General features: G+C 54.3%; 22 protein-coding genes. 10 read left to right on the top strand and 12 right to left on the bottom strand.

Annotated elements, in window-relative coordinates; all coding sequences use genetic code 11:
* Window positions 1–7 precede the first annotated feature (7 nt).
* A complete protein-coding gene (locus tag ACL2XJ_RS13815; RefSeq protein WP_413726791.1) occupies window positions 8–1,657 on the bottom strand; it encodes a TIGR04028 family ABC transporter substrate-binding protein in 1,650 nt (549 codons plus the stop codon).
* Window positions 1,658–1,949: 292 nt separating this feature from the next.
* Here ACL2XJ_RS13815 and ACL2XJ_RS13820 point away from each other — a divergent pair, with 292 nt between their 5' ends.
* From ACL2XJ_RS13820 to ACL2XJ_RS13830, 3 genes are read left to right on the top strand one after another with little or no spacing between them, the layout of a single operon-like run.
* Window positions 1,950–2,975: a methionine ABC transporter ATP-binding protein gene (locus ACL2XJ_RS13820; RefSeq protein WP_413726792.1), complete on the top strand. Its 1,026-nt coding sequence runs from the start codon at window positions 1,950–1,952 to the stop codon at window positions 2,973–2,975.
* Complete coding sequence (locus tag ACL2XJ_RS13825) at window positions 2,968–3,636, top strand: methionine ABC transporter permease (RefSeq protein ID WP_203522505.1); 669 nt, start codon at window positions 2,968–2,970, stop codon at window positions 3,634–3,636. The genes ACL2XJ_RS13820 and ACL2XJ_RS13825 overlap by 8 nt, the downstream gene beginning before the upstream one ends.
* 17 nt (window positions 3,637–3,653) lie before the next feature.
* Window positions 3,654–4,472, top strand: coding sequence for a MetQ/NlpA family ABC transporter substrate-binding protein (locus ACL2XJ_RS13830; RefSeq protein ID WP_413726793.1), 819 nt, complete (start codon window positions 3,654–3,656; stop codon window positions 4,470–4,472).
* A gap of 232 nt (window positions 4,473–4,704) precedes the next feature.
* Here the strand turns inward: ACL2XJ_RS13830 and metQ are convergent, their stop codons facing one another.
* A complete protein-coding gene (gene metQ, locus ACL2XJ_RS13835) occupies window positions 4,705–5,520 on the bottom strand; it encodes a methionine ABC transporter substrate-binding lipoprotein MetQ (RefSeq protein WP_413726794.1) in 816 nt (271 codons plus the stop codon).
* Between the two features lie 417 nt (window positions 5,521–5,937).
* On the opposite strand from metQ, the gene ACL2XJ_RS13840 reads away from it, so the two are divergent.
* Complete coding sequence (locus ACL2XJ_RS13840) at window positions 5,938–6,912, top strand: AMP-binding protein (protein WP_132923055.1); 975 nt, start codon at window positions 5,938–5,940, stop codon at window positions 6,910–6,912.
* 27 nt (window positions 6,913–6,939) lie between these two features.
* On the opposite strand, the gene ACL2XJ_RS13845 is transcribed toward ACL2XJ_RS13840, so the two are convergent.
* The 4 genes from ACL2XJ_RS13845 to ACL2XJ_RS13860 form a co-directional block, all read right to left on the bottom strand.
* Window positions 6,940–7,671, bottom strand: coding sequence for an SDR family oxidoreductase (locus ACL2XJ_RS13845; RefSeq protein ID WP_413726795.1), 732 nt, complete (start codon window positions 7,669–7,671; stop codon window positions 6,940–6,942).
* Window positions 7,672–7,683: 12 nt separating this feature from the next.
* Window positions 7,684–8,595 (bottom strand): AEC family transporter, encoded by a 912-nt coding sequence (locus tag ACL2XJ_RS13850; RefSeq protein ID WP_132923053.1) that lies wholly within the window; start codon window positions 8,593–8,595, stop codon window positions 7,684–7,686.
* Window positions 8,596–8,714: 119 nt separating this feature from the next.
* The gene (locus tag ACL2XJ_RS13855) at window positions 8,715–9,398 is read right to left on the bottom strand and encodes an NAD(P)H-binding protein (protein ID WP_413726796.1); all 684 of its coding nucleotides are present in this window, start codon (window positions 9,396–9,398) and stop codon (window positions 8,715–8,717) included.
* A gap of 125 nt (window positions 9,399–9,523) precedes the next feature.
* Window positions 9,524–10,273 carry an SDR family NAD(P)-dependent oxidoreductase gene (locus tag ACL2XJ_RS13860; RefSeq protein WP_413726797.1) on the bottom strand — a complete coding sequence of 250 codons (750 nt, stop codon included), beginning with the start codon at window positions 10,271–10,273 and terminating at the stop codon, window positions 9,524–9,526.
* 113 nt (window positions 10,274–10,386) lie between these two features.
* Here ACL2XJ_RS13860 and ACL2XJ_RS13865 point away from each other — a divergent pair, with 113 nt between their 5' ends.
* The 4 genes from ACL2XJ_RS13865 (at window position 10,387) to ACL2XJ_RS13880 (ending at window position 14,933) form a co-directional block, all read left to right on the top strand.
* Window positions 10,387–10,794, top strand: a complete 408-nt coding sequence (locus tag ACL2XJ_RS13865) for an ArsR/SmtB family transcription factor (RefSeq protein ID WP_132923050.1) — start codon at window positions 10,387–10,389, stop codon at window positions 10,792–10,794.
* Window positions 10,795–10,992: 198 nt separating this feature from the next.
* Window positions 10,993–11,955 (top strand): hypothetical protein, encoded by a 963-nt coding sequence (locus ACL2XJ_RS13870; protein ID WP_413726798.1) that lies wholly within the window; start codon window positions 10,993–10,995, stop codon window positions 11,953–11,955.
* Window positions 11,956–12,059: 104 nt separating this feature from the next.
* Entirely contained in the window at window positions 12,060–12,602 is a 543-nt protein-coding gene (locus tag ACL2XJ_RS13875; RefSeq protein ID WP_413726799.1) for a DUF1003 domain-containing protein, read from the top strand.
* A 270-nt stretch (window positions 12,603–12,872) separates the two neighbouring features.
* Entirely contained in the window at window positions 12,873–14,933 is a 2,061-nt protein-coding gene (locus ACL2XJ_RS13880) for a pentapeptide repeat-containing protein (protein WP_413726800.1), read from the top strand.
* 61 nt (window positions 14,934–14,994) lie between these two features.
* Here the strand turns inward: ACL2XJ_RS13880 and ACL2XJ_RS13885 are convergent, their stop codons facing one another.
* The 4 genes from ACL2XJ_RS13885 to aldA form a co-directional block, all read right to left on the bottom strand.
* The gene (locus tag ACL2XJ_RS13885) at window positions 14,995–15,609 is read right to left on the bottom strand and encodes a LutC/YkgG family protein (RefSeq protein WP_413726801.1); all 615 of its coding nucleotides are present in this window, start codon (window positions 15,607–15,609) and stop codon (window positions 14,995–14,997) included.
* Window positions 15,606–17,000 carry a lactate utilization protein B gene (locus ACL2XJ_RS13890; protein WP_413726802.1) on the bottom strand — a complete coding sequence of 465 codons (1,395 nt, stop codon included), beginning with the start codon at window positions 16,998–17,000 and terminating at the stop codon, window positions 15,606–15,608. Before ACL2XJ_RS13890 ends, ACL2XJ_RS13885 begins: the two co-directional genes overlap by 4 nt.
* A 20-nt stretch (window positions 17,001–17,020) precedes the next feature.
* Entirely contained in the window at window positions 17,021–17,764 is a 744-nt protein-coding gene (locus tag ACL2XJ_RS13895; protein ID WP_132923044.1) for a (Fe-S)-binding protein, read from the bottom strand.
* 112 nt (window positions 17,765–17,876) lie between these two features.
* Complete coding sequence (gene aldA / locus ACL2XJ_RS13900; protein WP_132923043.1) at window positions 17,877–19,319, bottom strand: aldehyde dehydrogenase; 1,443 nt, start codon at window positions 19,317–19,319, stop codon at window positions 17,877–17,879.
* 665 nt (window positions 19,320–19,984) lie between these two features.
* Between aldA and ACL2XJ_RS13905 the strand changes: the two genes are divergently transcribed.
* Window positions 19,985–21,523, top strand: coding sequence for a diguanylate cyclase (locus ACL2XJ_RS13905; RefSeq protein WP_413726893.1), 1,539 nt, complete (start codon window positions 19,985–19,987; stop codon window positions 21,521–21,523).
* A 7-nt stretch (window positions 21,524–21,530) separates the two neighbouring features.
* On the opposite strand, the gene ACL2XJ_RS13910 is transcribed toward ACL2XJ_RS13905, so the two are convergent.
* Window positions 21,531–21,815, bottom strand: a complete 285-nt coding sequence (locus tag ACL2XJ_RS13910; protein WP_203522488.1) for a YciI family protein — start codon at window positions 21,813–21,815, stop codon at window positions 21,531–21,533.
* Window positions 21,816–22,105: 290 nt separating this feature from the next.
* Between ACL2XJ_RS13910 and ACL2XJ_RS13915 the strand changes: the two genes are divergently transcribed.
* Window positions 22,106–23,572 carry a diguanylate cyclase gene (locus tag ACL2XJ_RS13915; RefSeq protein ID WP_413726803.1) on the top strand — a complete coding sequence of 489 codons (1,467 nt, stop codon included), beginning with the start codon at window positions 22,106–22,108 and terminating at the stop codon, window positions 23,570–23,572.
* A gap of 203 nt (window positions 23,573–23,775) precedes the next feature.
* On the opposite strand, the gene ACL2XJ_RS13920 is transcribed toward ACL2XJ_RS13915, so the two are convergent.
* Window positions 23,776–24,894 (bottom strand): hypothetical protein, encoded by a 1,119-nt coding sequence (locus tag ACL2XJ_RS13920; RefSeq protein ID WP_413726804.1) that lies wholly within the window; start codon window positions 24,892–24,894, stop codon window positions 23,776–23,778.
* Between the last annotated feature and the right edge of the window lie 97 nt (window positions 24,895–24,991).

Below are 24,991 nucleotides of genomic sequence, written 5' to 3' on the forward strand. Positions count from 1 at the left end.
GCGCTCCTTAATGCTTATCCAGCCAGGCGCCGTAAAATGCCGGCCGGCCGACGGCCTCGAAGCTGACACCCTTAAGATAGGGTGCGCCGGCGAAGACCTGCGGCTCTTCAAATATCGGGATCACATAGGCCTGATCCAGCAAATATTTTTGCGCCTCTCCCGCCAGCGCCAGTCTTTTTTGCCCATCCACTTCGGCTGAAATCGCCACCAGCAGAGAATTAAGCTTATCGTCGCTGAAGTTCTGCACCTTGCTGCTCAGGCCGCCTTTTTGCAGCAGCGCGTCGCGATTGGTGGGATAAAACTGGCTTTTAATCACATCCGGATCGGCCCGTCCCACTTCCACCACGTTTGCCGGCGTTTTAAGCGGGTCCAGGCTGTCGGCGGTTTTGCTGCCGGCATCGCCGGCCAGGATGTTCAGTCGCGCTCCTACTTTGCTCCATTGCTGGGAAACCAGCTGCAGCACCTCTTTATTCTGCGGCTGCGGCGGCGATTCATACACCGACAGCACCAGCGAATGACCCTCTTTTTGGCGTATACCGTCCGTACCCGGCTTCCAGCCCGCCTGATCCAGCAACTGCGCGGCCAGCTGCGGATCGTAGGTCAATTTATCCGCCAGATTGATATACCCCGCCGCCGGCGCGGCGATCACCGAGGTCGCCCGCGGATAGTGCGGCGAAAACAGCGTATTGACGATTTGACCGGTATCGGTGGCGTGCAGCAGCGCCTGGCGCACCCGCACATCCGCTACCAGCGGATTATCCGGCCTGAATGAGATGCCGTCGTTGACGCCGCGGGTCGGCGCGGCATAGATGATAAAATGCTGCCCCTCGGCCTGCTTTTCATCATAGGCCTGCACCTGGCGGATAAAGTCGGCCTGGCCCGCCAGCAGCGCCCCTATGCGCACACTGTCTTCCGGCGTGATAATGAACTTGATGCCGTCAAGGTTCGCCCGACCCTGCTGCGCCAGCGTTTTCGGCCCCCAGCGATAATCGTCCCGCACCCGCAAATCTACCTCCCGGCCCAGGGTTTCATTGCTCACCACAAAGGGGCCTGAGCCGATGATATGCCGGGCATCACCCAGCGCATCGAAATTCTGCGCCAGGGTGGCCGGCGAGACTAAGCCTGAGCCGATGGTAGAGGTACCTTGCAAAAATCCCGGCGATGATTTCTTAAAATAAAATTTAACGGTCAGCGGGTCGATCACTTCGCTGTGATCGTAATTATTGATGACTTCGGATACCGGCAGATGCAGCTGTTTATTCCCCAGGCCGAAGGTATCGAAATTCTTCGCCACGGCGGCGGCGTCCAGGGGTTTCCCGTCGGAGAACGTCACGCCGGGGCGGATTTTGAACGTGTATTGGGTTTTATCGTCGTTGCTGGTCCAGGATTCGGCAATCCAGGGCTCGATGGCCAGGGTCTTGGGGTTTTGATAGGTCAATTTATCGGTAATCTGGTTGAGAATGCCGCCGTTTGGGTAAAATCCCCCCGCCGGCGGATAGAGATTGGTATGCGCCTGCTGCTCAAGATAAATCAGGGTGCCGCCTTTTACCGGCGCGTTTTCCACGGCCAGGGCGTTTAATGAGCTCATCCCCAGGGCTAATGCCATCCCCCGTGCCAGGCCGTGACCGACAGCGCTCAAACGGAATATATTCTGCATAATGACTTCCTTTAAGTAGTGACGGTCAAATGTAGTGCCTGCTTAAATATGATCAAAGTCAATATCCGGCAAATAAAGGTCCGGCAAAAAGAATTTATTTCAATATTCAAAATCGAAAAACGCATAAGAAGAATTAACTATAACTAATACGATATCGTTTCTTCAGCCCGCTTACGGCTTACCCTATTATCCCGAGGATTATTAGCCCGTTAAATAGTGAATAAGAAATAATCAAAATAATTAATCGGCATAATGTGGTTTATTCAGCGGCGGAAAAAAGGATCGACGGGTTATGATCGTTCTGACGAACGTTTCTAAGGTATTCAAAGATAATAATGAGCCCATCATCGCCGTCGATAATGTCAGCCTGCGGGTAGAGCGGGGACAGATCTACGGCATTATCGGCTATAGCGGGGCGGGGAAAAGCACCCTCATCCGTTTGCTGAACGGTCTGGAAAAGCCCAGCGCCGGGTCGGTCTTGGTGGCCGGGCAGGATATCGCCCGGGCCAGCGGCGAAAGCCTGCGGCAGGCGCGGTTGAAAATCAGCATGATTTTCCAGCATTTTAATTTGCTGTGGTCACGGAACGTCAGCGAAAACATCGCTTTTTCCATGCAGATAGCCGGCACGCCCAAGGCCGCCATCCGGCAGCGGGTGGCGGAACTTATCGCGCTGGTGGGTTTGCAGGGACGGGAACACGCCTACCCTTCGCAGCTCAGCGGCGGGCAAAAACAGCGTGTGGGTATCGCCCGTGCGCTGGCGAACAGCCCGGCGGTACTGTTATGCGACGAGGCCACCTCGGCGCTGGATCCGCAAACCACCGATTCCATACTCGACCTGCTGCTGGATATCAACCGCCGGCTGAATCTCACCATTGTGCTTATCACCCATGAAATGCATGTGGTGCGCAAGATTTGCGAACGGGTGGCGGTGATGGATAACGGACGCGTAGTGGAAGAAGGCGACGTCTTGAATGTCTTCACCCATCCGCAGCAGCCCATTACCCGGCAATTTGTGAAGCAGGTCAGCCAGTACCGGGAACCGCTGCCGGATTTGGCCCCGGAACTGCTGCAAAACCTGCCCGGCGTGGTATTGAAGCTGACGTTTCTCGGCCTGAGCGTCCGCCGGCCGGTGGTGGGAGAGCTGACGCTGCGCTATAACCTGCCGTTTAACATCCTGCACGGTAATGTCACGCAGACCGCCAACGGCATCTTTGGCGAATTATGGCTGCATGCTGAAATCGATCCCGGCCGGCTTGACAATATTCTGGCGGATCTGCGTCAACACAACATTACCGCGGAGGTGGTGGAACATGCTTGAGCATTTCTTTCCACACGTCCAGCTCGATCAAGTATGGGCGGCCACCGCGGAAACCCTCTATATGACCGCGCTGTCGGGCATTGCCACCTTTGCGCTGGGCATCGCGCTGGGACTGGCGCTGTTTCTCACCGCCCGCGGCGGACTGTTTCAGCGTCCCGCCGCCTACCGGGTGATTTCGGCGCTGGTGAATGTGTTCCGGTCCATCCCCTTCATTATTTTAATCGTGCTGCTGATCCCTTTTACCAAGGTTCTCATCGGCACCATTTTGGGCGCCAACGCGGCCCTGCCGGCGCTGATTGTCGGCGCCGCGCCTTTTTACGCCCGCCTGGTGGAGATCGGCCTGCGGGAAGTGGATAAAGGCGTCATCGAGGCATCACGCGCCATGGGCGCCCGCGTCGGTACGCTTATATTTCGGGTTTTACTGCCGGAGTCGTCGCCCGCCCTGGTTTCCGGCATCACCGTCACCCTGATTGCGCTGGTGAGCTACAGCGCCATGGCCGGTGTTATCGGCGCCGGCGGATTGGGAAATCTGGCCTATCTGGAAGGATTCCAGCGTAACCACAACGACGTCACCCTGGTGGCGACCCTGATGATCTTGATCATCGTGTTCGTCATTCAGTTATTGGGCGACGTCATCACCTCACTGCTTGATAAACGTTAAACAGACCGGGATAAACCATGAATAAAACCTTCACAATACTGGCCGCCACCACCCTTGCCGCCCTCAGCCTCTCCGCCTCGGCCTGGGCCGATACGCTCAGGGTGGGCGCATCCAATGTACCCCATGCTGAAATCCTTGAGCAGGCAAAACCCATACTGGCGAAACAAGGCATCGACCTGGAGATTAAACCGTTCCAGGACTACATCCTGCCCAATACCGCCCTTGCGGACCATGACATCGATGCCAACTATTTTCAGCATGTGCCATATCTTAACAGCGTGCTCAAGGATCATGCCGGGGATAAAAACTATGACTTCGTCAGCGCCGGCGCGATTCATATCGAACCCATCGGCATCTATTCAAAACGCTATAAAAGCCTGAAGGACCTGCCGCAGAACGGCAAGGTCATCATGCGCGATTCGGTGGCGGAAGAGGGGCGAATCCTGTCGATCTTCGAACGGGAAGGGGTAATTAAACTGAAACCGGGCGTCAGCAAGGTGGATGCGCGGATAACCGATATCACCGATAACCCGAAACATCTTCAGTTCTTGCCGAATATAGAAGGCTCGCTGCTGCCGCAGATGTATAACAATGATGAAGGGGACGCGGTGGTCATCAACGCCAACTATGCCATTGATGCCGGACTCAATCCGGTAAAAGATCCCATCGCGGTTGAAAGCGGCGAAAATAACCCTTACGCCAATATCATTACCGTTCATCGCGGAGATGAGAACAAACCGGATATCAAGGCGCTGGTGAAGGTGCTCCACTCCAAAACCATCCAGGATTTTATCCGCCAGAAATACAAAGGCGCGGTCATTCCGGTCAACGGTTAAATCAAGCGCCCCATGGCATGGTAAGCCCGCTATCACCGATCGCGCAGCGAACGTGTTAAAGGGAGACCGTGCTGATGGGGTCGAAGCGGGCGTGGTTTTACCGCCCGCCGGAGCGCCCCACAGCGCGGTAGGCCCGCGATCGCCGATCGCGCAGCGGACGTGTTAAAGGGAGACCGTGCTGATGGGGTCGAAGCGGGCGTGGTTTTACCGCCCCGCGGGCGCCTGTAAAAATTTACCAGCCCTTTACCGCATCGCCGTGATAAATTTTATCCGCCGCAGCGGCCACTTCATCGGTCTGATAGGCCTTCACCAAATTCTTCACCTTATCGCTGTCTTTATTATCCTCTCGCGCCACGATCAAATTAACGTAAGGCGACTCTTTATCCTCGATAAACAGACCGTCTTTATGAGGAGATAAACCAATCTGCGTCGAATAGTTGGTATTGATGACCGCCAAATCCACTTTGCCGTCATCCAGCGTACGCGGCAGCTGGGCCGCTTCAATTTCGACAATTTTAAGATGCTTGGGATTATCGACGATATCCAGCGACGTAGGCTGCAGGCCGGTGCCGTTTTTCAGCGAGATCAGACCGGTTTTCTGCAATAATAATAATGAACGCCCCAGATTGGTGGGATCGTTGGGAATAGCCACTTGAGCGCCATCCGGTAACTCGGCAACGGATTTATATTTGCGTGAATAACCGGCAATGGGATAGACAAATGTCTTGCCCACCGCCGCGAGTTTATAACCATGCTCTTTAATCTGCTGCGCCAGATAAGGGCCGTGCTGAAAAGAATTGGCATCCGTATCGCCGGAATTCAGCGCCTCGTTAGGCAACACATAGTCGGTGAAGGTGACAGTCTCCACGTCCAGGTTATACTTCTTTTTAGCCACTTTTTTTACCGCATCCCATAACGGCTGATCGATACCCGCGCTAATACCGACTTTAATATGGTTAGCGTCTTTATCGGCTTTATCACAGGCGGTTAACGTCAAAGACGAAGCAATAATGCCCGCCAGGGCCAGGCACTTTAATATTGATGACATAATAAGAAAACTCCGGAATAATTAATTTATTTTGCCCAGGAAGGTATTTATCCTTACCGACAAGAGTACCGCAAAACCCGGCATGACTTTATTGCCGATTGTGCATTAGTTAATATCAAATTGTTCTGTGATATTCCATTGATGAATACCACCAAGGGACGCAAACGATTGCCTGCACCGGCGTCAAGCTTATGAATCCTCGTTAGGGCCTGCTTGGAAAGAAATAACGGGGGGTTATTATGATTTCGCACAACTTGTATAAAAATAAAAAAATGTGTTGCTTATGTTACGTCTATAGCGACTAACTTCACATATATATAATTTTTACATCAATTAATACAATTGTAATGTTGTTTCGACCATACTGTTTAACCAGCAGTCCATTTTAACCCGTAGCCTATTTCCCAGGTGATCAGCATGGTACAACTTTCCGCGTATGCTCGCAGCAGGAGCATCAGTGACCCGACCCTTTCAGCCTATCCCGCCGAATTGGCGTTGAGCGAGCTGTTCTTGCAACAGGCCGCCCTTAACAAGACCCGGCCCGCCATTATCACCCCCCAGCGGATTTTGCACTATGGGGAATTGGCGCGGGATGCCGTCTCACTGGCGGCTTATCTGCGCCACCAGGGGGTGGATTCGGCCACCACGGTGGGGATCATGCTGCCTCCCGGCATTGAGCATATTACCTGCCAGGTGGCGATTATGCTGGCCGGTGGCTGCTGTTTACCGCTGGACCCGTTCTTAGCGGACGATCGGCTCAATGGGATATTGCGGGACTCGCGGGTTTTATTAACCCTCTCTGATGCCTTAACGCTTCGACGCTCCCTGGCGACGCGCTATATCGTTTTCGAACAGGTGGCGGTGGGGGACGGAAACGATCAGGATTTCATTCCCTTGCGTCACGGCATCTCACAGCCCTCACACCGGTTTTACCGGTCGGATATTCAGAAAACCATACCGGTTTATCCTCTTGATATCTTTCGCCAGGCCCTGGACTCGCGGCATGTTCGTTTTAATCATGAAGACCGGGTAGCGGCCATCGCGCCCATGACCGCTGTGGCGTCGCTGTTTGAAATCTGGGGCGCGCTGCTTAACGGCGCGGCAACGGTGGTCATGCCCGACAGCTGGGTTAACGATCCCCGCCGGTTCGAAACGGCTCTACGGGAATTTGCCATCAGCATTCTGCGCGCCTCTCCCGCCATGTTCAATCTGCTGGCAAGTATCCGTCCCGACTGTTTCGGTCAGCTCAATTATCTGCTGGTGGGAGGGGAATCGGTAAATGCGCACAGTATGCGGCGGGTGTTGCAATATGGGCCGCCCCGGCATCTGCTCTATGGCGACGGCAGCGATGCGGGCACCCGGCTGATGCTTGCCGAAAGCACGGAACATTGAGCGTCCGGCAGTTGATTCAAAACGATGTCAAGCCTGCCGTTGCCAGAGTTGCAGCATCTGGGTTTCCATCAGGGCGGGATCCCGCCTGAGACTCGCCCACACATCCCTGGCGCGCTGGTCCGCCAGCACATGATTTTGTCCCTGGCGGATGCCTTCCAGCGTCTGTTCGGCCACCTGTTCGGGGGAGACCTTGGCGCTGTCGATGTGGGTGGTCATATCGGTATCGATAAACCCGGCGTAAACGCCGACGACCTGTGTCCCTTGATCATGCAATTGAATGCGCGCCCCGTCGGTCACCGCCAGCGCGGCATGCTTGGACGCGCCGTAGGTGGCGTTCAGCGGTGAGGTAAACCAGCTTACCACTGACAGCATATTGACGATGGCGCCGCCGCCGTTGGCGGCCAACAGCGGCGCAAATGCCGTGATCATCCGCTGCACGCCGTAAACGTTCACTTCCATCTCCTGCCGCATGGCCTCTTCGGCGCCTTCCGCCAGTATCGGACTTTGCAACAGAATGCCGGCATTATTGATAAGCAGAGTGACATCCGGGCACTGCCGCGCCGCGGCCGTGACGTCCTGCCGGGAAGTCACATCCAGTTTTACCGCTATCAGCCGCGGGTCGGTAATGGCAACGCCGTCGGGATCCCGCGCCGCCGCATAGACTTTGGCCGCGCCCGCCGCCAGCAGAGCCTGGGCATAGGCTTGACCAAGGCCCCGATTCGCCCCGGTAACCAGGGCAATGCTCCCTTCAATGTTCATGACATTGTCCTCTTATCCCACATGCATCAGCGTCAGTAAGGTGGTGATAATAATAATACTGATGAAAACCGAAATGGAACCGGTAAAGCTGGAAACGGAACCGAACTTGCTCGCTCTGGCGGTAAATACCGGCGCCAGTGAGGAGACCGGCGCAAATACCGTTACCGCCAGCACCTGGCGGATTTCCAGCGGCAGCGGCGTGCAAAAATAAAACAGCGCCGAGAAGAGCGCGCCGGCGGCGTAACGCAGCACCAGCACTTTATAGACGCTTCTCAGCTGCGAACGGTCGATATTGATTTCCAGCATCATGCCGATGATAAGCATCGCGATAAAGGGATTGGCATTGCCCACCATGGTGGTGAGGATAGTCACCTGGCTGGGCAGGTGATAGCCGAACAGGGCGGCCAGCAGCAGCAGGACGTACACATCGAAGGGAATGGAGGAGAACAGTCGCTGGAACGTGCTTTTTAATCCGGTACTGGTGCCGATGGCATTTGATGCGGCCACGTAGCTGCCGCCGGTACAGATAATGGAATTGCCGGCATCGAACAGACAGGTGGCGACAATCCCCACCGGCCCCAAAAAGCTCTGCACATACGGCAGGGTAAAACAGCCGATGTTATAGCCGGGGGAATTGATCATATAAAAGACTTTTGTATCGTTGTCCCGTTTACGGCTCAACATAAACCCGGCGAACAATAGCAGAATATTACAGACAAAACCGATAACCACCAGGATCAGCAGGCTGTGATCCACATTAAAACTGGAGAATCCGTTGATAACCGCCGCCGGCAGAGTGAGATTCATCATTATTTTCGACAGTGCGATACTGTCGGATCGCTGCAGCACTCCGTACTTTTTTAACAGATATCCTACAACAATGATCAGAAAGAATGAGAACGCTTTTATAAGAACATCAATCATGTGCATCGTCCGGAGAATATCCGACATGTTTACCTGTCGGTTCCTTCCCGCTGGTAAGGATAAATCGTCATGATATTTATCATACCATTACAGGATGTAAACGTTGCACAATTTTCAGTCTAGGATAACGGGAGCTTTTCCCGGGCAAGGTCGTTGATTTGCCTGGCATTCAGCAGAGTTTCCGGAAATCCCCGGCGGGCCAGATTAAGCATCGCCAACCCCATTACTTCAGTGGTTAGAATAGCACCGGGCCACAGGGGGCGAATCAATGACAGCAGCGGGCCCAGGAAACTGTAAAAAAAGCGGTAAAAGGGGGTTTTGGACACCGCGCCGTGCCGGGGCAGGATGATGCCGGGCCGAAGTATATAGACACTCTTAAACGCCAGCGTCCGTAAGGCATTTTCCGTGCCGCCCCGCACCCGCGCCCACATGGTGCGGCTTTTGCCGCTGCTGTCGGCGCCGGAGCCGGACAAATAAACAAATGTCATCAAGGGATTCTGCGCTGCCAGCGCCGTGGCGGCGGCCAAGGTCATATCATGGGTAATCCGGGTATATTCCTGCTCGCTTTTGCCCACGGAGCTGACGCCGAGGCAAAAAAAGCAGGCGTCAAGTCCGGTAAGCGTTGAGGTGATGGCGCCATAATGGAGCATATCTTCCTGAATGACGGTTTGCAGCTTGAAGTGCTGAACGGTGGGGGCCTTTCGGCCCACCGCGATAACAGAAGTCACATCTTCAGCCCGGAGGCATTCCCGCAATACGCCTTGACCCACCATGCCGGTGGCTCCCCAGATAATTACTTTCATACCTTGTTCTCCGCCGGCCTTAAGCCGATGACATAACCGGCGGACACCGGTTGCGCCATCTATAAATGAGTAATCACTCAATTATATGCGGGGTAAAGTATAAAGCAAGTGATTCAGCCGCAGGCTCAGCGCCAGCCGCCGGATGCGGCGATCCGTTCGCCGGTCAGCCAGGCCGCGTCGTCGGAGGCCAGGAATACCGCCACTTTAGCAATATCCGTCGGCTGCCCGAAGCGGCCCAGCGGCGTCTGCGCCACCAGGATCTTTTCAAAATCGCTGCCCACCACGCCCACCGTCGTCGCGCCTTCCGTCTCCACGCCCCCCGGCGCAATGGCATTAACCCGGATATGTCTGGGACCCAATTCCCGCGACAGCTCTACGGTGAGGGTATCGACAGCGCCTTTGGTGGCGGAATAGATGGCGGAACCCGCTGTGGGGTTGGTGCTGACCATTGAGCTGATATTGATAATGCTGCCCCCTTGCGGACCGAAATATTTCAGCGCTTCCTGGACGGCTAAAAAAATCCCCAGCACGTTGATATTGAATTGCCGATGGAATTCCGCTTCGGTGGCTTCTTCGATAGAGTCGAACTTAAAGACCCCGGCATTGTTCACCAGGATGTCCGGTGCGCCGAATACGTCTTTAGTGGTAAGAAACAGCTGGCGCACGTCGGCTGCTTTGGCCACGTCACCCTGCACCGCAACGGCTTTGCCGCCGTTGGCGACGATTTCCGCCACCACCCGATCGGCCCCTTCACGGCTGGAGGCATAATTCACCACCACTGATGCGCCGGCGGCGGCATAGGCCTTGGCGATGGCGGCGCCGATGCCTTTGGAGGCGCCGGTGACGATAGCGATTTTATCTGTAAGTTGGCTCATATGGGGCTCCGAAGATTAAGTTTAAGTACATTAGTTCGGTTTTATTGAACTAGTATAGTTCGTAAAATATGAACTAATGGACTCTTTGTCAATACTCTGTTATAAATATTTTCATGAGACCGATAATTCACCCCGCAGCCAGTGATATTACCGTCGAGGGTATCCTGCATGCCTTGGCGGATCCTGTGCGCGCCCGGATTTTTGTAGAAATCGCCCGGGGCGATTGCGCGCAAACCTGTTCGGCATTTCTGGAAGTCAGCGACCGTTGCGTACCTAAATCCACGTTGTCCCAGCACTTCAAGGTGCTGAGGGAAGCCGGGCTTATACGCAGCGTCCGCAAGGGCGTGGAAATGTACAATATGCCGCGCCATGACGATCTGCATGAACGTTTCGGCGGGCTGATCAGCGCCATTATCGAGGCTTATACCGCTCAATACCAACGAGCAAGATTGGCGGATCGCGAGGCCGGCCAGGGAGCCGATAGTGATAGCCTGCCGGAAAGCCGTCCTGCCGAGGGATAACGCCCCGGTGGCCATGTCGCTCCTTTATATGTTTGCTTGCCGGGACATTACTTTTTAATCCTATATTGAATTCAAAAGATATATTCCTTCTCTCATCCTGATTAAGCTGGAACCATCCCTATCGCGGCTGTCGCGATATATACCTCACTTTCACAATTGATGACCTGTATATGCCGGCCGCCGGCGAGGATTTTTGACATGGATAATGTTTCTAAAACGAATAACGGCCTAAAGCAAAAATTTACCGTCACGCCCTGTATTGCTGGATTAACCGAGACTCCGGGCATGGCGACAAACACTAAACTGGCAGGCGGGTTGGTCAAGGTCACTAATGACAGCCTTGCCGCCGCAAACGTAAAAAACGATGCGCAGCGCAAACCTAGGCCTGTCGCCCTGATGTATGGATTCATGGGGGTGCGGGATCTTGAACGGGCGGACGGCGTCGATAAAATCACCGTCGACCTGCTTAACAGAGCGCTCATGCTTGCCCATGGTAACTTATCTTCAAATAAAATACTTGAAATTCAAAAAGGTATAAAGGTCAGAGGTAGCGCGGTCAGGCAGTTTGCCCAGACGACGCAAATCGATGATGAAACCGCCAGGTATTTACTACGCTCCTGGTCCGCTTACCTTCAACGGGAATATGACTTCATTTCACTGCAGTCGGCATTGAGAAAAAGAGTCGCAAAACACACGCTATCCAATCGCGAAAATTTTAAATACCTGGTTAAAAAAAATCATGCCGTAGGCCCGAAACTGGATTCAAATGAACTAAAAGATATAAGGTTTTTATTTGATAAGTTTATGATATTGGGTGATACGGAGGGTTTTATTGCCTTGCAGAACTATAAATCACCCAATAAAGAGCGAATTGCAGGTATTTTCAGCAGCATGTTTTTTAGAAGGTCATCCAAATTAGGACTTAAATGGAGCAAGGAAAATAATATTTCAGTTATTTTCGATATGGATTTTACCCCTAAACAGGCATTTAAAAAAAACCGCAATTCCTATCAGCCCATTACTTTTTCCGAGTATAAATTCTATAAAAAAAATCATTTTGAAAATGTTACTGAACGACCATTACTTAGTCAAGAATTGCCGTTTTATCTTCAGTGTTTGGGCGGAGGTATACCCTGGGAATATCCTGTACGCTATGGGTAAACAAATGGTCATAATTGGTGGTTAGTCAGTGACGCCTTCTGTCGGCTATCATATGCGGCATTTAACGTTTTTCATTCAATCTTAATGGTTTTAATGGGGATAATATGGAAAAGCCAACCGGCCCGGCGCTGTCTAACAATAAACCGCAGCTCGTTGATCATTTGCGCTTCCACCGGCGGAATCACCATCTTGCCGCGCCGTTCGGCAACGGCTGGTTCGCCCGCAAAGCGGAAGCGTTTGCGCGTTTTTTTGGTACGCCGATGTTTCTCGGCGCGCAAACCTTCATCGTTGTCGCCTGGATAGTGGTCAATGTTTCGGGACTCGCCAAGTTCGACCTTTATCCGTTTATCCTGCTCAATCTGGCCTTCAGCTTGCAGTCTGCCTACGCCGCGCCGTTGATATTGCTGGCGCAAACGCGCCAGGCGGAACGGGATAAGGCCAATGCCGATGCCGATGCCCAGCACCGGGAGGCACTGGCGGTCGCCAACGCGGAGCGCCAGGAACTGTCGGCGCAAACCTCCGCGCAGATGATGGCCCTGCTGGAACAAAATACCGAGCTGACGGCGTTGACCAAACAGCTGAGCGAACGTATTGAAGTGCTGGCTGCCGAACTGCACGACAAGCTGCTGCAAAATGCGTCGTCCTGACGCAAAACCGTCAGACTGTTTAAGCGCCGCCGCATTCTTCGTGGCGATACCTAAATAGCTAAAAAACGTTCTTACCCTTAAATCACAGGGTACCGAATAACGTTTTCGCTAAAGAGATAAAAGAGCTGTCTTATTCCACTAAAATTCTCATCTTCGCCATCTCTATCAAGAGAGTATTTTCTGCAAGTTTCCCAATTGTTACCGTGCTAACTTTGGCCAAAGAGTTTTGGATCATGCGTTGGGGCGACTTTGACGCACGGGGAGCGGTAGATGCCTTTAATCAATATCAATACAGCACGGATGAACGTCATGGCGCAAGCCGTTGCAGGCATCGGCACTGAAACGGCGAGATCCGACGCGAATTCCCTCCGGGGGATTCTGGAGCATATTGTGAATTTTTTTACCGCCGGCTATCTGTGCAAGCAGCGCGCGGTGCAATATGATGCGTTTACGCAAGCCTTGGCCACTGCTCTTGATAATGCCTTGCCATCAAAAGATTCTTATATCCTTCCGCAAACGCTTATCATTGATTATGCCGGTTATACCGTCACCTTTATGCTGCCGGGAGAAAATCATGATGAAGCCGGCCCCGTCGCCATTCGGGTGAGCCAGGACGGCAAAAGTGTCGACTCGCAGGTGGATAAAATTGCCTTCTGCCGTATTTGCACCGTTTTGCTGATACGCCAGCGGCATGACCTGGCTTTTTCAGCCATCACTTTAACGGACCAGGGAAATATAGACCTGCGCGGCGCTAACTTGAGAAGAGCCGACCTGAGCGAACTCGATCTGCGCGGAGCCGATTTGAGCGGCGCCGACCTGCGTGAGGCCGACCTTAGCAAATCTGACCTGGGCGAAGCCTCTCTCAAAAATGCCATTCTGTTGAAAACCGATCTTACTGACGTTCAACTGGCCGGGACTTACCTGTGTAATACCGATTTGAACGGAGCTAAACTCAATGGGGTCAACCTGAGCAACCTCTCACGGCAAGGTCCGTTGCTTTACTTCCCCCTCTGGGATGCAGGCAATATAAAAATCTTTCTTGATCATAGGGCTAGCGGCAGGAACGGCAGCCTGCTGACCATGATGGACAGCATTGATGAACGGTATGCTGACGTTAAAGTACAGATGGCCCGCGAATTGATGCATTCATTGCAAGACGTTGATGTATCGAGCGTGGCGCTTCTTTTGAGGGATGTCTTGTCTAAAGCTCCCTATAGCGGTGATGCCGGCATCACAGCCTGGCTGGATGGGGTTTGCGATCGCTACCTCGGTCAATATGATACGAAAGCCTTGCCGCTGTTGAGTGACGACGGGCTTGAACAGGTTGCGGGCCTGTTCTCACATCAGCCGGAACGGATGTTTACTCATAACAGCGCATTTATCCAGTGGGTTGCCCAAGGAATGAAGACGGGGAACGACGCTATCAAGGCAAGCATCATCCGGCTTTATGATAGCTACCTGAATCATGAAAGGGTGCGACCGTATGCCGCTGTGGATGAGTTTGGCGATTATGGCGCCCAGCGGCCTGACTGGAGGGATGAGCACGCCGCGAATCATATACTCTTCCCCTCTCGACCTGACGGGCCGGTTATGCTGCTCTCTGCGCATACCCTTCAAGGCATGCTGCATCCTGACCCTCTCAAGCCCGTATGGGATGGTTTTTATCTGTATAACCGGCGGGGGGAAAATCTGCTGCCAAGCGATCACCCTCCTGAAACGCTGTTTGACCAGGATTTCAAATTATTTTTGGCGCCTTATCGCTTTGCGGAACAGCTCGCCAGCTTTGCAAAATTGCTTGGAATATTAGGGCTTGGGGAACGGCAGGAATTATTTATCTCCGCAACGCGTTCCAAAACGTCAAAGGTAAAGCTGGTGAGTCCGGAAAGCCAGGAAGAATTGCGCAAAGTCTTCCGCCCGAAACTGACCTATTCAACGGATTCCGGCGACTATAGCCTTACCAGCGGGCATTACGACGAGATTATTATGGCCTATGGCCTCTCATCGGCCGGTAATGACGTTCAGGCCAAAACGCTGCTGAGCCTGGCGGCGGTATTCACGAAATATTCCTCCAGCGCGATTTTCGGCACTGAACATGAATCCCCGGAAATGCTCAGACGCTATGCCTGTGCATTGATGGAAAAAGCCAATGCCCTTGATGAGAAGGTGTTTATGAATGGGAGGGGAAATGCCTTTACCAATTGGAAAAACCGCCTGCTGGGCTTGGAAGGCGCCCAAAGTTGCAGCGCCATGGTATCATTTTTAATGGTTGGCCATATCCGCGAAAATTTCCCGGACGTTTTGGGGGGTATCCTGCCGCCGGCATGGTGTTGATAACGTCGGGCTCGATACTTTTATCTCACGCTTCCAGTTGCGGGGGCAAGAAAACAAACATTCATCCAGGCAGGCCGATCACACGCAGGCTGCGAACGCCCTGGGCGCCGCGAATCAATACGCCTTCGATATCGGCGGTGGCGGAGGGGCCGGACATCAGTACCGAATAGCGTGCGGTGGAAAACTCTGCGCGCCGGTAGGCCGCGTGCAGGTTGGGCAAGATATCCTTCACCGACAGCAGCACCACCAGATGCTGCGCCAGATAACCCAGCGCATTGACCGGGCATTCCGCTTCGCTCAGCCAGATGGAGCCGGTTTCCGCCACGCCGAACCTGGCCCGGACGATGCCTACCTCCACATGATCCACCGCGGCGGCGGGGGTATCCGGCCCGATGGCCAAATCGCCGTCGATGCCCCGCACCGCCGAGCAGAACACGCCGCCGGCGGGAAACAGCCCGCGGATATAGCCGGACAGCGCGGCATAATCCGCCGGGCTTCCATCCCACGGCGCATTGATAAGACTTTCATCCCATATGCCGCCCATAATAGCCAACGAGACGCCAAAGGCTTCCGGCGTTGCCGGGTACCGATCGGCAAAATCAGGCAGCTCTGGCCGAGGCACCGGCATCATGGCGTGGTTGCGCACGGCGCGCAATATCTCATCACGATCGCTCATGGCTTTTTATCCTTGTCGATGGGGCGTCGGTGCTCCAGGTACCAGCGGTGAAAGCTCTGGCGCGGCGATGTCGGAATTTCCCGGGCCTCGCCCCAGGCGTTCAGGGGATGATAAAGCAGAATACGCGGCAGTTTAGGCACTACGGCGTTGGCGGTGTCCACCACCGCCCGGTACAGGGCGGGACTGGCGAGTATCTTGCCGGCGGCTTTCATGGCGCTTTTTTTGGCAAAAGGCAGCTCGTTATTGCGGGCGACGATCTCGCGCCATTTGAAAATCTGCTCGTGAATATTGATTTTCACCGGGCAGACCTGGGTACAGCTGCCGTTAAGCGTCGAGGCGAACGGCAGGGTACTGTATTTCTTCAGATCCATGGTGGGGTTGATGATGGCGCCGATAGGGCCGGAATAGACGGCGCCATAGCTGATGCCGCCGCTGCGCCGGTAGACCGGGCAGGTATTCATGCAGGCGCTGCAGCGGATGCATTTTAGCGAATACCAGAAATCCTCCATGGCCAGCCGCGCGCTGCGGCCGTTATCCACCAGGATGTAATGCATCTCGCCTCCACGGCGCGGTGCGCGGAAATGGGAGGTGTACTGGGTAATGGGCGAACCGAGGGCGCTGCGGGACAGTAAGCGGATAAACACCCCCAGATCCGCTGTGGCGGGCACCATTTTTTCAATGCCGATGGACACCAGGTGCAGGTTCGGCACGTTAGCGCTCAAATCCGCATTGCCTTCATTGGTGCAGACGGTGACGGCGCCGGTTTCGGCGACGGCAAAGTTGCAGCCGGTCATGCCCGCCTCGGCCCGCAGAATGTACGGGCGGGTTTTATCCCGCTGCTGCCCGGCGAGATAGTGCGGATCGGCATTGTCCGGATCGGTGCCCAGGGTATCGGCGAACACCCGGGCCACGTCGATGGAGAGCTTATGCACCGCCGGCACCACGATATGGCTGGGCATCTCATTATCCAACTGCTGAATGCGCTCCCCTAAATCGGTTTCGATGACATCAATGCCCCGCGCCGCCAGATAAGGGCGCATATCGCACTCCTCCGTCAGCATCGATTTGCTTTTCACCAGGGTCTTCACCCCATGGGACCGTAGGATTTCATGGACGATACGGTTATGGGCCGCCGCATCCTTGGCCCAGTGGACGTTCACGCCGTTGGCCAGGGCATTGCGTTCGAACATCTCCAGATAGAAATCGAGGTGGGTGAGGGTATGCTCCTTGATTTGCGAGGCGAGGTCGCGCAGCTGCTGCCATTCCGGATGGGCCTTCATCTGGGCGTCGCGCAGCTGTCGCAGGGTCCAGAGCCGTTGATCGAGGAAGGTCTGGTGCTTTTCGCTGGCCAGGAATTCCCGCGAGCCTTTAACGTGGTCAATCGCTTTCATATCGGTCTCCGGCACGGGGCTCAGGCATGGGCGCCATTCAGGATTTGGGCGATATGCATAAATTTAACCTCCGCCCCCATACGCTGCGCGCAGCCCTTCTGGTGCATCAGGCAGGACATATCCGCCGAAACGATGTATTCGGCGCCGGCGTCTTTATGATCGTTGACTTTGTCATACCCCATCTTGGCCGATACCGGCGCTTCGGTTACGCTGAAGGTTCCGCCGAAACCGCAGCATTCGTCCGGGCGGCGGGGGTGGGCGAACTGAATATCCTTTACCGCGCTCAAGAGGGCCAGCGGCTTTGAAAACGGCGGTTCGTCAACTTCCGATACCGAGGCGTGGCCCAGGGAGCGCAGGGCGGTACAGCTATTGTGCAGGCCGACCTTATGGGGAAACGCCGCCCAGGGGAATGCCTTGACCTGCAGGACATCATGCAGAAAATCCACCAGCTCATAGGTGTTGCGGCGCACCCGCCGCACGTCGTCGGTTTGTTCGATGGCGTCCAGATGTTCGCGCACATGATGAACACAGCTGGCGGAGGGGGCCACGATATGATCGTAGCCGCTGAAGTTACGCACGAACAGGGCCTCGCAGCCCGCGGCGTCACGCTGGCAGCCGCTGTTGGACATGGGCTGGCCGCAGCAGGTTTGGGTCAGGGGATAATCCACCTCACAGTCCAGGCGTTCCAGTAGCTCCAGCGTGGCGATGCCCACCTCGGGAAAATAGGCATCGATAAAGCAAGGAATAAACAAGGCGATTTTCATAAGGCGGCACATCTCCCTGGAATATCGGTATTCTTCCCATAAGCGGATCGGGGGCGATTGGGGTATCGCGGCTGATGCGATTATTCCCCCCCGTCCGCTTTATTTGTGTGATTTAAGCCTGATATTGCAGGTAAACCACATGGGTTTGCAGATACTCCTCCAGGCCGTGCCGGCCATCGGCGCCGCCGATGCCTGATTTGCGCCATCCGGCATGGAAACCTTGCATCGCCTCGAAATTCTCGCGGTTAATGTAGGTTTCGCCGAATTTCAGTTTTTTCATGGCCACCATGGCGTTGTTCAGATCGGTGGTATAAATGGACGAGGTCAGGCCGAACTCGCAGTCATTGGCCATGGCAATGGCTTCGGACAGGGTGCGGAAGGTGGTGACCGGCAATACCGGACCGAAGGTTTCCTCATGCATAATATCCATCTCCTGCTGTACATCCACCAGCAGCGTCGGCTGGAAAAAATACCCCTTGCCTTCGGCGCGTTTCCCGCCCAGCACCACCTTTGCCCCCTGGGAAACCGCTTTATCCACCTTTTCCTGCACGCTTTGCAGCGCGGCGGCTTCAATCAGCGGTCCCATATCCAGCTGTTTTTCTTTCGCCGGATCGCCATACTTAACCTGTTTAAAGGCCGCGGTCAGCCGGGAAATAAATGCGTCTTTTATCTCTTCCTGCACATAGACCCGTTCCGCGCAGTTACAGACCTGGCCGGTGTTAATGATGCGGGAGTCGACAATGCTTTTCACCGCCAGGTCCAAATCCGCATCGGCCATCACGATGGCGGGTGCTTTGCCTCCCAGTTCCAGCGACACTTTGGTGATATTTTTGGCGGCGGCCGCCATGGTTTGTTCCCCGGCCGCCACGCTGCCGGTCAGGCTGACCATGCCGACTTTGGGATTGGCCGCCAGCTCCTGGCCCACGACAGATCCACGGCCGGTCACCAGATTGAAGACCCCCTTAGGCAACCCCACCCCATGGACGATCTCGGCAAAGGCGATGGCGTTGTTGGGCGTCAGCTGGCTGGGTTTGACGACAATGGTATTCCCGGTGACCAGCGCCGGCGCCGCCTTACGGGCTATGAGGAAGAAAGGGAAGTTCCAGGGCAGGATGCCGGTGGTGACGCCGATGGCTTTTTTGAACACCAGGATATGTTCATTGCGTCGGTCGCTTTGCACGATTTCCCCTTCGTAGCGCCGCGCCCACTCCGCCATGTAATCAAGGTAATCGGCGGTGAACAGCACTTCGGTATTGGCCAGCCCCTGGGTTTTACCGCCCTCGGCGACGATAATGGCGGTCAGTTCCTCTTCCCTTTGGCGGATGCCGGCGGCGATTTTATGCAGCCACTGGCCGCGTTCCTGGGCCGGCAACTCTTCCCAGTCATTCTGCGCCGCCTCAGCGGCGTCAATAGCTTTACGGACTTCCTCAATGCCGGCATCGGGAACCTGCGAAATAACTTCCTCGGTGGAAGGATTGATCACATCAATCCATTTGTTGCCGGGGTTGGAAATGAATTCACCGTTTATATAAATTTGTTGCTGTTTTATGGTCATTGCTGCAACTCCATTAATGATATGTAGGTTAATTGTTGCATACAAAAATCAGTATTACCCCGCCGCCGAGGTATTGCAATGACGGAAATTACGGAAATAGAAAGGTACTGTTTATTGGCGCAACGGGAAAAAAACACCGGCCAATAGGTTATACAATCAAATGCAATTCATTGAAGATTCTAGGGATTGTAAACAGAATATTTCCTGGAGGAGGCCCGAATCCGCTCAGCCGGTATTGAAGGGTTGAGCGGTGATGTCAATGTAAAACCTATTATTATAGTCTACCCATACAAAGCGGCCTTGATAATAGTGCCATCACCCGGTCAAGAATGACCATCAGGGGAAGACTGCAGTGATGGGGCTCACATAAATACACTTTATCGTCGTTAAAACCGGCAAAAAACGAAAGACCTCATTCCGATCATCCCGGATGAAAAAAAATATTTTTATAATGAAATTTTGAGCGAGTTCAAATTTTTCCGCTAAGTATCGGGTGGCATTAATATAATCGATTGATAAACGGAATGGCCTTTTACCGCAGGAGACAAAAATATTCCGTGAATGCTTTAGCACCCTTTTACAGTCAGTAAAGTCAAGTCTACTATAGCGCATCCGTTTTGCCGTGGGTTTAGCTCGTGGATAGACAAACAAACTCGTTCCTGCATATGGATTTGCGGCGACTGATATTGATTCTGGCCGTAATGAGCGCGCTGGTCACCTTGGCCAATGGTTTTTTCGCCACTTACCAGGTACAGCGGCAACTGCTGATTGACGATACCCTGGAAGCCAATCGAAACTACGCCGCCAAGCTGGCGGATACGACCAATCTGTTTTTTGTCAGCCTTTACCGTCAATTGGCCTATAGCTCCGCCATGATTTCAGCAGATTTTGGCAACTCCGCCCTGCTGCAATCGGAGGCCCAGCGCCTGCTGCTGCAAACCAACAGTTTTAACTCGGTCGCCGTGGTGAACGCCGAGGGGGTGGTGTTGGCCACCTCCCCCGAATCCATACAAATCAAAGGTCGGAAGCTGACGACTCCCGGCGCTTTACAGGCGCTGCGGATTCGCGTGCCGAACATCAGCGAACCTTATGTTTCCGTCACGGGCAATTTGCTGATCTTTATTTCTTCGCCCGTTTTCGCCGAGGACGGGACCTACCTGGGATATGTGGGCGGCACCATCTACCTGAAGCAAAAAAGTATTTTGAACGAAATGCTGGGGCAAAATTTTCACGGCGCGGGCTCCTATACTTACGTGGTTGATGACGAACGTAAAATCATTTATCACGATGATGCCGCCCGTATCGGACAGCCGATGGCGCACGGGGAACTCAGTACGGCGGTGCAGCGTCAGGGCCGCGGCAGCCTACAGGAGGCCAGCCAGTCGGGAATCAATATCCTGGCGGGTTTTGCCGCGGAGCCGTTGTCGCACTGGACCATCATCACCATCCGGACCACGGACAATACCTTAATGTCCCTGCGGGGCCTGATGCTAAGCGTATTGCACCGAACACTGCCGCTGACCCTGCTGACCCTGGTGGCGGCCTGGCTGTTCGCCCGCCTGATTTCCCAGCCGCTATGGCTGCTGGCCCGCAGCGCAAACGACATGGATCGGACCGGTATTTTTGATGATATCACTCGCATTCCGTCCTGGTATTTTGAAGTGGCGCAGCTTAAACGCGCCATGCTGGTGGGCATCAGCCTGCTGCAAAAAAAGATCGGTACCCTGAAGACCGAGGTACAAACGGATCCGTTGACCGGGCTGCATAACCGGCGCGGTTTATCGCTGGCGCTGGCTGCCTATTCGTCCGCGAATCAAGGCTTTGCCGTCATTGCTTTTGATATCGACAAGTTTAAAAAAGTGAATGATACCTATGGCCACGATGTCGGGGATCAGGTGCTCAAATGTATGGCGCAGCAGCTGCGGGCCTGCTCCCGCAGTGAAGATGTCTTGTGCCGGATTGGCGGAGAGGAGTTCTTGATGCTGCTGCCCGCGACCCCGATGGGTATCGCAACCGATATCGCCGAGCGTCTGCGGACCAATATCGCGGCGACGGATTTCCCCAGCGTAGGGCGCGTTTACATTTCCGCGGGGGTGGCTTTATGGTCGCCTGAGGCGGGAAATCCGGAGCAAGCGCTTAAACAGGCCGACGATGCGCTGTACCGGGCAAAAGCGCAAGGCCGCAACCAGGTGGTGGTAGCCTGATGCCCGGTTAAATCGTTTTCAGCTCTTCCAGCGACGGAATGGTCATGGAGGGCAGGAATTCGGTGACCTTGTAATTCGCCACGGCATTAAAGGGATCGGACGACAGAACGGTATTGAGCTCTGAACGGTCCATACTTTTGGTGAAAATGATCCCGCCGTTGCGAGGGACTTTCCGGCCGGATGCAATAAACACGCCGGCGGCATAAAACTCTTTCAACCAGGCTATATGACCTTCCAGCAGCTCTTCAACCTTTTCAATCGGTTCCTCATAGGTCAACTCGACGATGAACATCTGCAACTCCTTTAGGTAATGGCTATGCGATAAAATAAATGTTTATACCTGTCATACTTTAAATTGCAGGTACGTTGGCGATACTCGGCTCATCCATGAGGTTAACTCTGCGCCTGCAACTCGGATTATTTAGGGTATTTGTCATTCTGTGAAGCAGGCAATTCTTATATTATCCCGTACCCCCGCCTGTGATGGCCGGAATACAGCAGGATAGTTTCACTCGTATCCGTTATGCTTAGCCATGCGCATTGGCCGTTTTTGTCAAAGACACGACACTTCAGGGGAAATGGATGAACAGCCCTTATCGGTTAACTAAAACACGGGCCATTATTTTATTCACCCTGATGCTGCTGGGCGCCTTTTTGCTCATCAGCTGGAGCAGCTATGAGGTGGCGCGGCAGTCGCTAAACAACGAAATCGAAGAGAATACCCTGCCCCTGACCAGTGATAATGTCTATTCAGAGATTCAGCAAGACCTGTTGCGGCCCATCTTTGTCTCATCGCTGATGGCTCATGACACCTTCGTTCGCGACTGGGTGCTGGATCATGAAAAGGATCCTAACGCCATGATCCGCTATCTCAGCGAGATTGATCGCCGCTTCGATACCATCTTTTCATTTTTCGTTTCCGATAAAACCGATCGTTATTATGATCCTAAACGGGTGCTCGAAACGGTGTCTGAAAAGGCGCGCCGGGATCAATGGTATTTCCAGGCCAAAAGCCTGCCCGCCGATAAATCCTATTTTATCGATGTCCGCCTGGACCCGGAAGATCACGCCCGTTTGGATATCTTCGTCAACTATAAGGTCCAGGATTACCAGGGAAACTTTATCGGCCTTACCGGTATCGGCATTTCGGTGGAAAAGATCAAGGTCTTGATTGAAAAATATGAACAGCGCTATAACCGCGTCATTTATTTTGTGGATAAAAGCGGTCAAGTGGTCTTGCACGGACAGTCCTTTAAACGGGCGATGAATATCCGCCAACAGCCCGGAATAGGCCCGTTAACCACCTCGATTCTCACCGTGCCCGGCGGCAGTTACCAATACCGGGACCAGGGCCGGCAGGTGCTGCTCAATACCCGTTTACTGCCGGAGTTCGATTGGTATTTAATGGTGGAACAACGGGATCATCCCTTGCAACGGGTGCTTTATATGACGTTGCTAAAGAATCTGGGCATCGGCGCAGCGGTGAGCGTGGTCTTTTTATTATTATTATGGCTGACCATCGGCGGCTACCAGCGCCGGCTGGAACACATGGCCACCACGGATAAACTCACCGGCGTCATGAACCGCCAAGCGTTTGAATTACGTTTTCTTCTTTTCCAGCACAGGCGCGGGTCTTTACTGACCGGGACGCCGGTTGCGCTGGCAATCATCGATATTGATCATTTTAAACCCATCAACGATTATCACGGCCATGGCATTGGCGACCGGGTCATTCAGCACATTGCCGGAATCATTCAAACTTCCTTGCGCCGCACCGATAGCCTGTGCCGCTGGGGCGGGGACGAATTTCTGGTATTGATGCCGGACTGCGACAGCGTCCAGGCCCTGGCGCGGATGACAACGCTGTCCGCGTTAATTGAACAATCGCCGCTGATTTTCGATAACAAGACCATACCGGTCACAGTAAGCTGCGGCGTGGCGGAACACCAGGGTAAAGAGGGGGTGGACGCATTGATGAACCGCGCGGATATCGCGTTATATCAAGCCAAGCAGCGCGGACGTAATCGCGCCGAAAAGTGGGAGGATTAGTTCTGTAAAGTCCCGTTAATTGATTATAGAAGCACGTACTATTTATGATGAAGATGGCATGAAAATATCGGAATGAAGTACAAATCTAAAAAGCGTATTGGATTTTTATAATAGTCTCAAGACAGATTGCTTATCTGAATAATGAACCAAAAATAATTGCATATTTTGTTACCAAGGATGATTGTCCGTGGTTTACTCCCGAATCAGTTATCGCCGAACAGCGCCGGGCGGGCGGCCTCTGAGGGGAACACACAGCCGACATCATGGGCGCAGTCCGGCACCAGGGTGACGGTCCGTTTTTTATCGGGGGCCAGCAGGGCGCGATCGTAGGCGGCATAGGCCAGTCCACGTTGCATCCGGTAGGGACCTTGGACGGCCGCGGCGCAGGACTTGTCCAGAATCGGATAAAAGGCGCCTTTGGCGGCGCTGCTGTCCAGAGCGCCCTCAAGATAATGTATGTCGGCTTTGGCATAGTGACGACGCGCTCGGGGGGCGTTGCCGGCGAGATGTCCCGGCAGGTTTTCCATACCGTACTTCCATTGATTCACCGAAGGGCAATCCTTGGCCGGCGCCGTCATCCGAAAACGGCATGCGCCGCTATCGGCGGCGGTGCATAGGGACCAGTCCGCCGGCTGTCCGGAAGCGACGGGCTGCGGGCGCAGGGGATGAAAATAGAGCCAGGTGCCGGGGTCCGCCACCACGTAACGCATCGATACCCCGGCCGGATCGGCGGCAAAACCGATGTAGTGCTGCACCATCTGTCCTCCGGCGGAAAATCCCGCTACTGTGATAGTCTTGAGGCTGGGCCATTGACGCTTTAGCGTCGCCGCCAGGGCGTCGAGGGCATCGAATGAGCCGATAGCGTCATTGGACGCCACGCCGCCGTCCAGCCAGCTTTCACAAGTCCAAAGCAAGTCGCCGGCGCGGGCGGCGGGTACCCCCGCCGTATGGCATTTCCCCGCGTCTGCATCGGCAACCTGGAATAGCGGCGCCACCACCAGGGTATCCTCCATCCGTCCGGCACGGCGGGTCGCCAGCAATGCGGCGTCGAAGGTTTTATCGGCATCGCGGGGATGGCCGTGTACGGCAATCAACGCTCGGGTGGGCGCCGCATCGGCCCTGCTATTACCCGCGGGCCGGGAGGCGTAGTAGTGCATGATCCCTTTGGCGCCGGCCGGTTTAAACTGAAGGTAGCAGGCCGGCGAGGCGGCCGCTGTGCAGGACGGCGCCGCCGCCGCGACCGGGACGGCACTGCACGCCAATATCGGCAAGGCAATCATGCAACCCGCTATGGCGCGGCGAAAACGGGGAGTTGAAGGCATCAGTTGCTCTCTTATTATCGCTGGATTAAAACGAACGGCCGGTACCCAAGCCGGTTTCAGCATAAAACACCCTTGGCACATTTTGAAATCAATATAA

Origin of the sequence: Sodalis sp. RH16, from assembly GCF_047324245.1 — a bacterium.
GTDB classification, from domain to species: domain Bacteria; phylum Pseudomonadota; class Gammaproteobacteria; order Enterobacterales; family Enterobacteriaceae; genus Acerihabitans; species Acerihabitans ligni.

Coding starts and splice junctions, on each gene's coding strand:
- ACL2XJ_RS13855 (WP_413726796.1), bottom strand. CDS start 9,398: ATGAAAGTAATTATCTGGGGAGCCACCGGCATGGTGGGTCAAGGCGTA.
- ACL2XJ_RS13885 (WP_413726801.1), bottom strand. CDS start 15,609: ATGAGCGATCGTGATGAGATATTGCGCGCCGTGCGCAACCACGCCATG.
- ACL2XJ_RS13915 (WP_413726803.1), top strand. CDS start 22,106: ATGAACAGCCCTTATCGGTTAACTAAAACACGGGCCATTATTTTATTC.
- ACL2XJ_RS13865 (WP_132923050.1), top strand. CDS start 10,387: ATGAGACCGATAATTCACCCCGCAGCCAGTGATATTACCGTCGAGGGT.
- ACL2XJ_RS13850 (WP_132923053.1), bottom strand. CDS start 8,595: ATGATTGATGTTCTTATAAAAGCGTTCTCATTCTTTCTGATCATTGTT.
- ACL2XJ_RS13830 (WP_413726793.1), top strand. CDS start 3,654: ATGAATAAAACCTTCACAATACTGGCCGCCACCACCCTTGCCGCCCTC.
- ACL2XJ_RS13825 (WP_203522505.1), top strand. CDS start 2,968: ATGCTTGAGCATTTCTTTCCACACGTCCAGCTCGATCAAGTATGGGCG.
- ACL2XJ_RS13870 (WP_413726798.1), top strand. CDS start 10,993: ATGGATAATGTTTCTAAAACGAATAACGGCCTAAAGCAAAAATTTACC.
- ACL2XJ_RS13820 (WP_413726792.1), top strand. CDS start 1,950: ATGATCGTTCTGACGAACGTTTCTAAGGTATTCAAAGATAATAATGAG.
- ACL2XJ_RS13905 (WP_413726893.1), top strand. CDS start 19,985: ATGGATTTGCGGCGACTGATATTGATTCTGGCCGTAATGAGCGCGCTG.
- metQ (WP_413726794.1), bottom strand. CDS start 5,520: ATGTCATCAATATTAAAGTGCCTGGCCCTGGCGGGCATTATTGCTTCG.
- ACL2XJ_RS13815 (WP_413726791.1), bottom strand. CDS start 1,657: ATGCAGAATATATTCCGTTTGAGCGCTGTCGGTCACGGCCTGGCACGG.
- ACL2XJ_RS13860 (WP_413726797.1), bottom strand. CDS start 10,273: ATGAGCCAACTTACAGATAAAATCGCTATCGTCACCGGCGCCTCCAAA.
- ACL2XJ_RS13840 (WP_132923055.1), top strand. CDS start 5,938: ATGGTACAACTTTCCGCGTATGCTCGCAGCAGGAGCATCAGTGACCCG.
- ACL2XJ_RS13875 (WP_413726799.1), top strand. CDS start 12,060: ATGGAAAAGCCAACCGGCCCGGCGCTGTCTAACAATAAACCGCAGCTC.
- ACL2XJ_RS13895 (WP_132923044.1), bottom strand. CDS start 17,764: ATGAAAATCGCCTTGTTTATTCCTTGCTTTATCGATGCCTATTTTCCC.
- aldA (WP_132923043.1), bottom strand. CDS start 19,319: ATGACCATAAAACAGCAACAAATTTATATAAACGGTGAATTCATTTCC.
- ACL2XJ_RS13910 (WP_203522488.1), bottom strand. CDS start 21,815: ATGTTCATCGTCGAGTTGACCTATGAGGAACCGATTGAAAAGGTTGAA.
- ACL2XJ_RS13845 (WP_413726795.1), bottom strand. CDS start 7,671: ATGAACATTGAAGGGAGCATTGCCCTGGTTACCGGGGCGAATCGGGGC.
- ACL2XJ_RS13890 (WP_413726802.1), bottom strand. CDS start 17,000: ATGAAAGCGATTGACCACGTTAAAGGCTCGCGGGAATTCCTGGCCAGC.
- ACL2XJ_RS13920 (WP_413726804.1), bottom strand. CDS start 24,894: ATGCCTTCAACTCCCCGTTTTCGCCGCGCCATAGCGGGTTGCATGATT.
- ACL2XJ_RS13880 (WP_413726800.1), top strand. CDS start 12,873: ATGCCTTTAATCAATATCAATACAGCACGGATGAACGTCATGGCGCAA.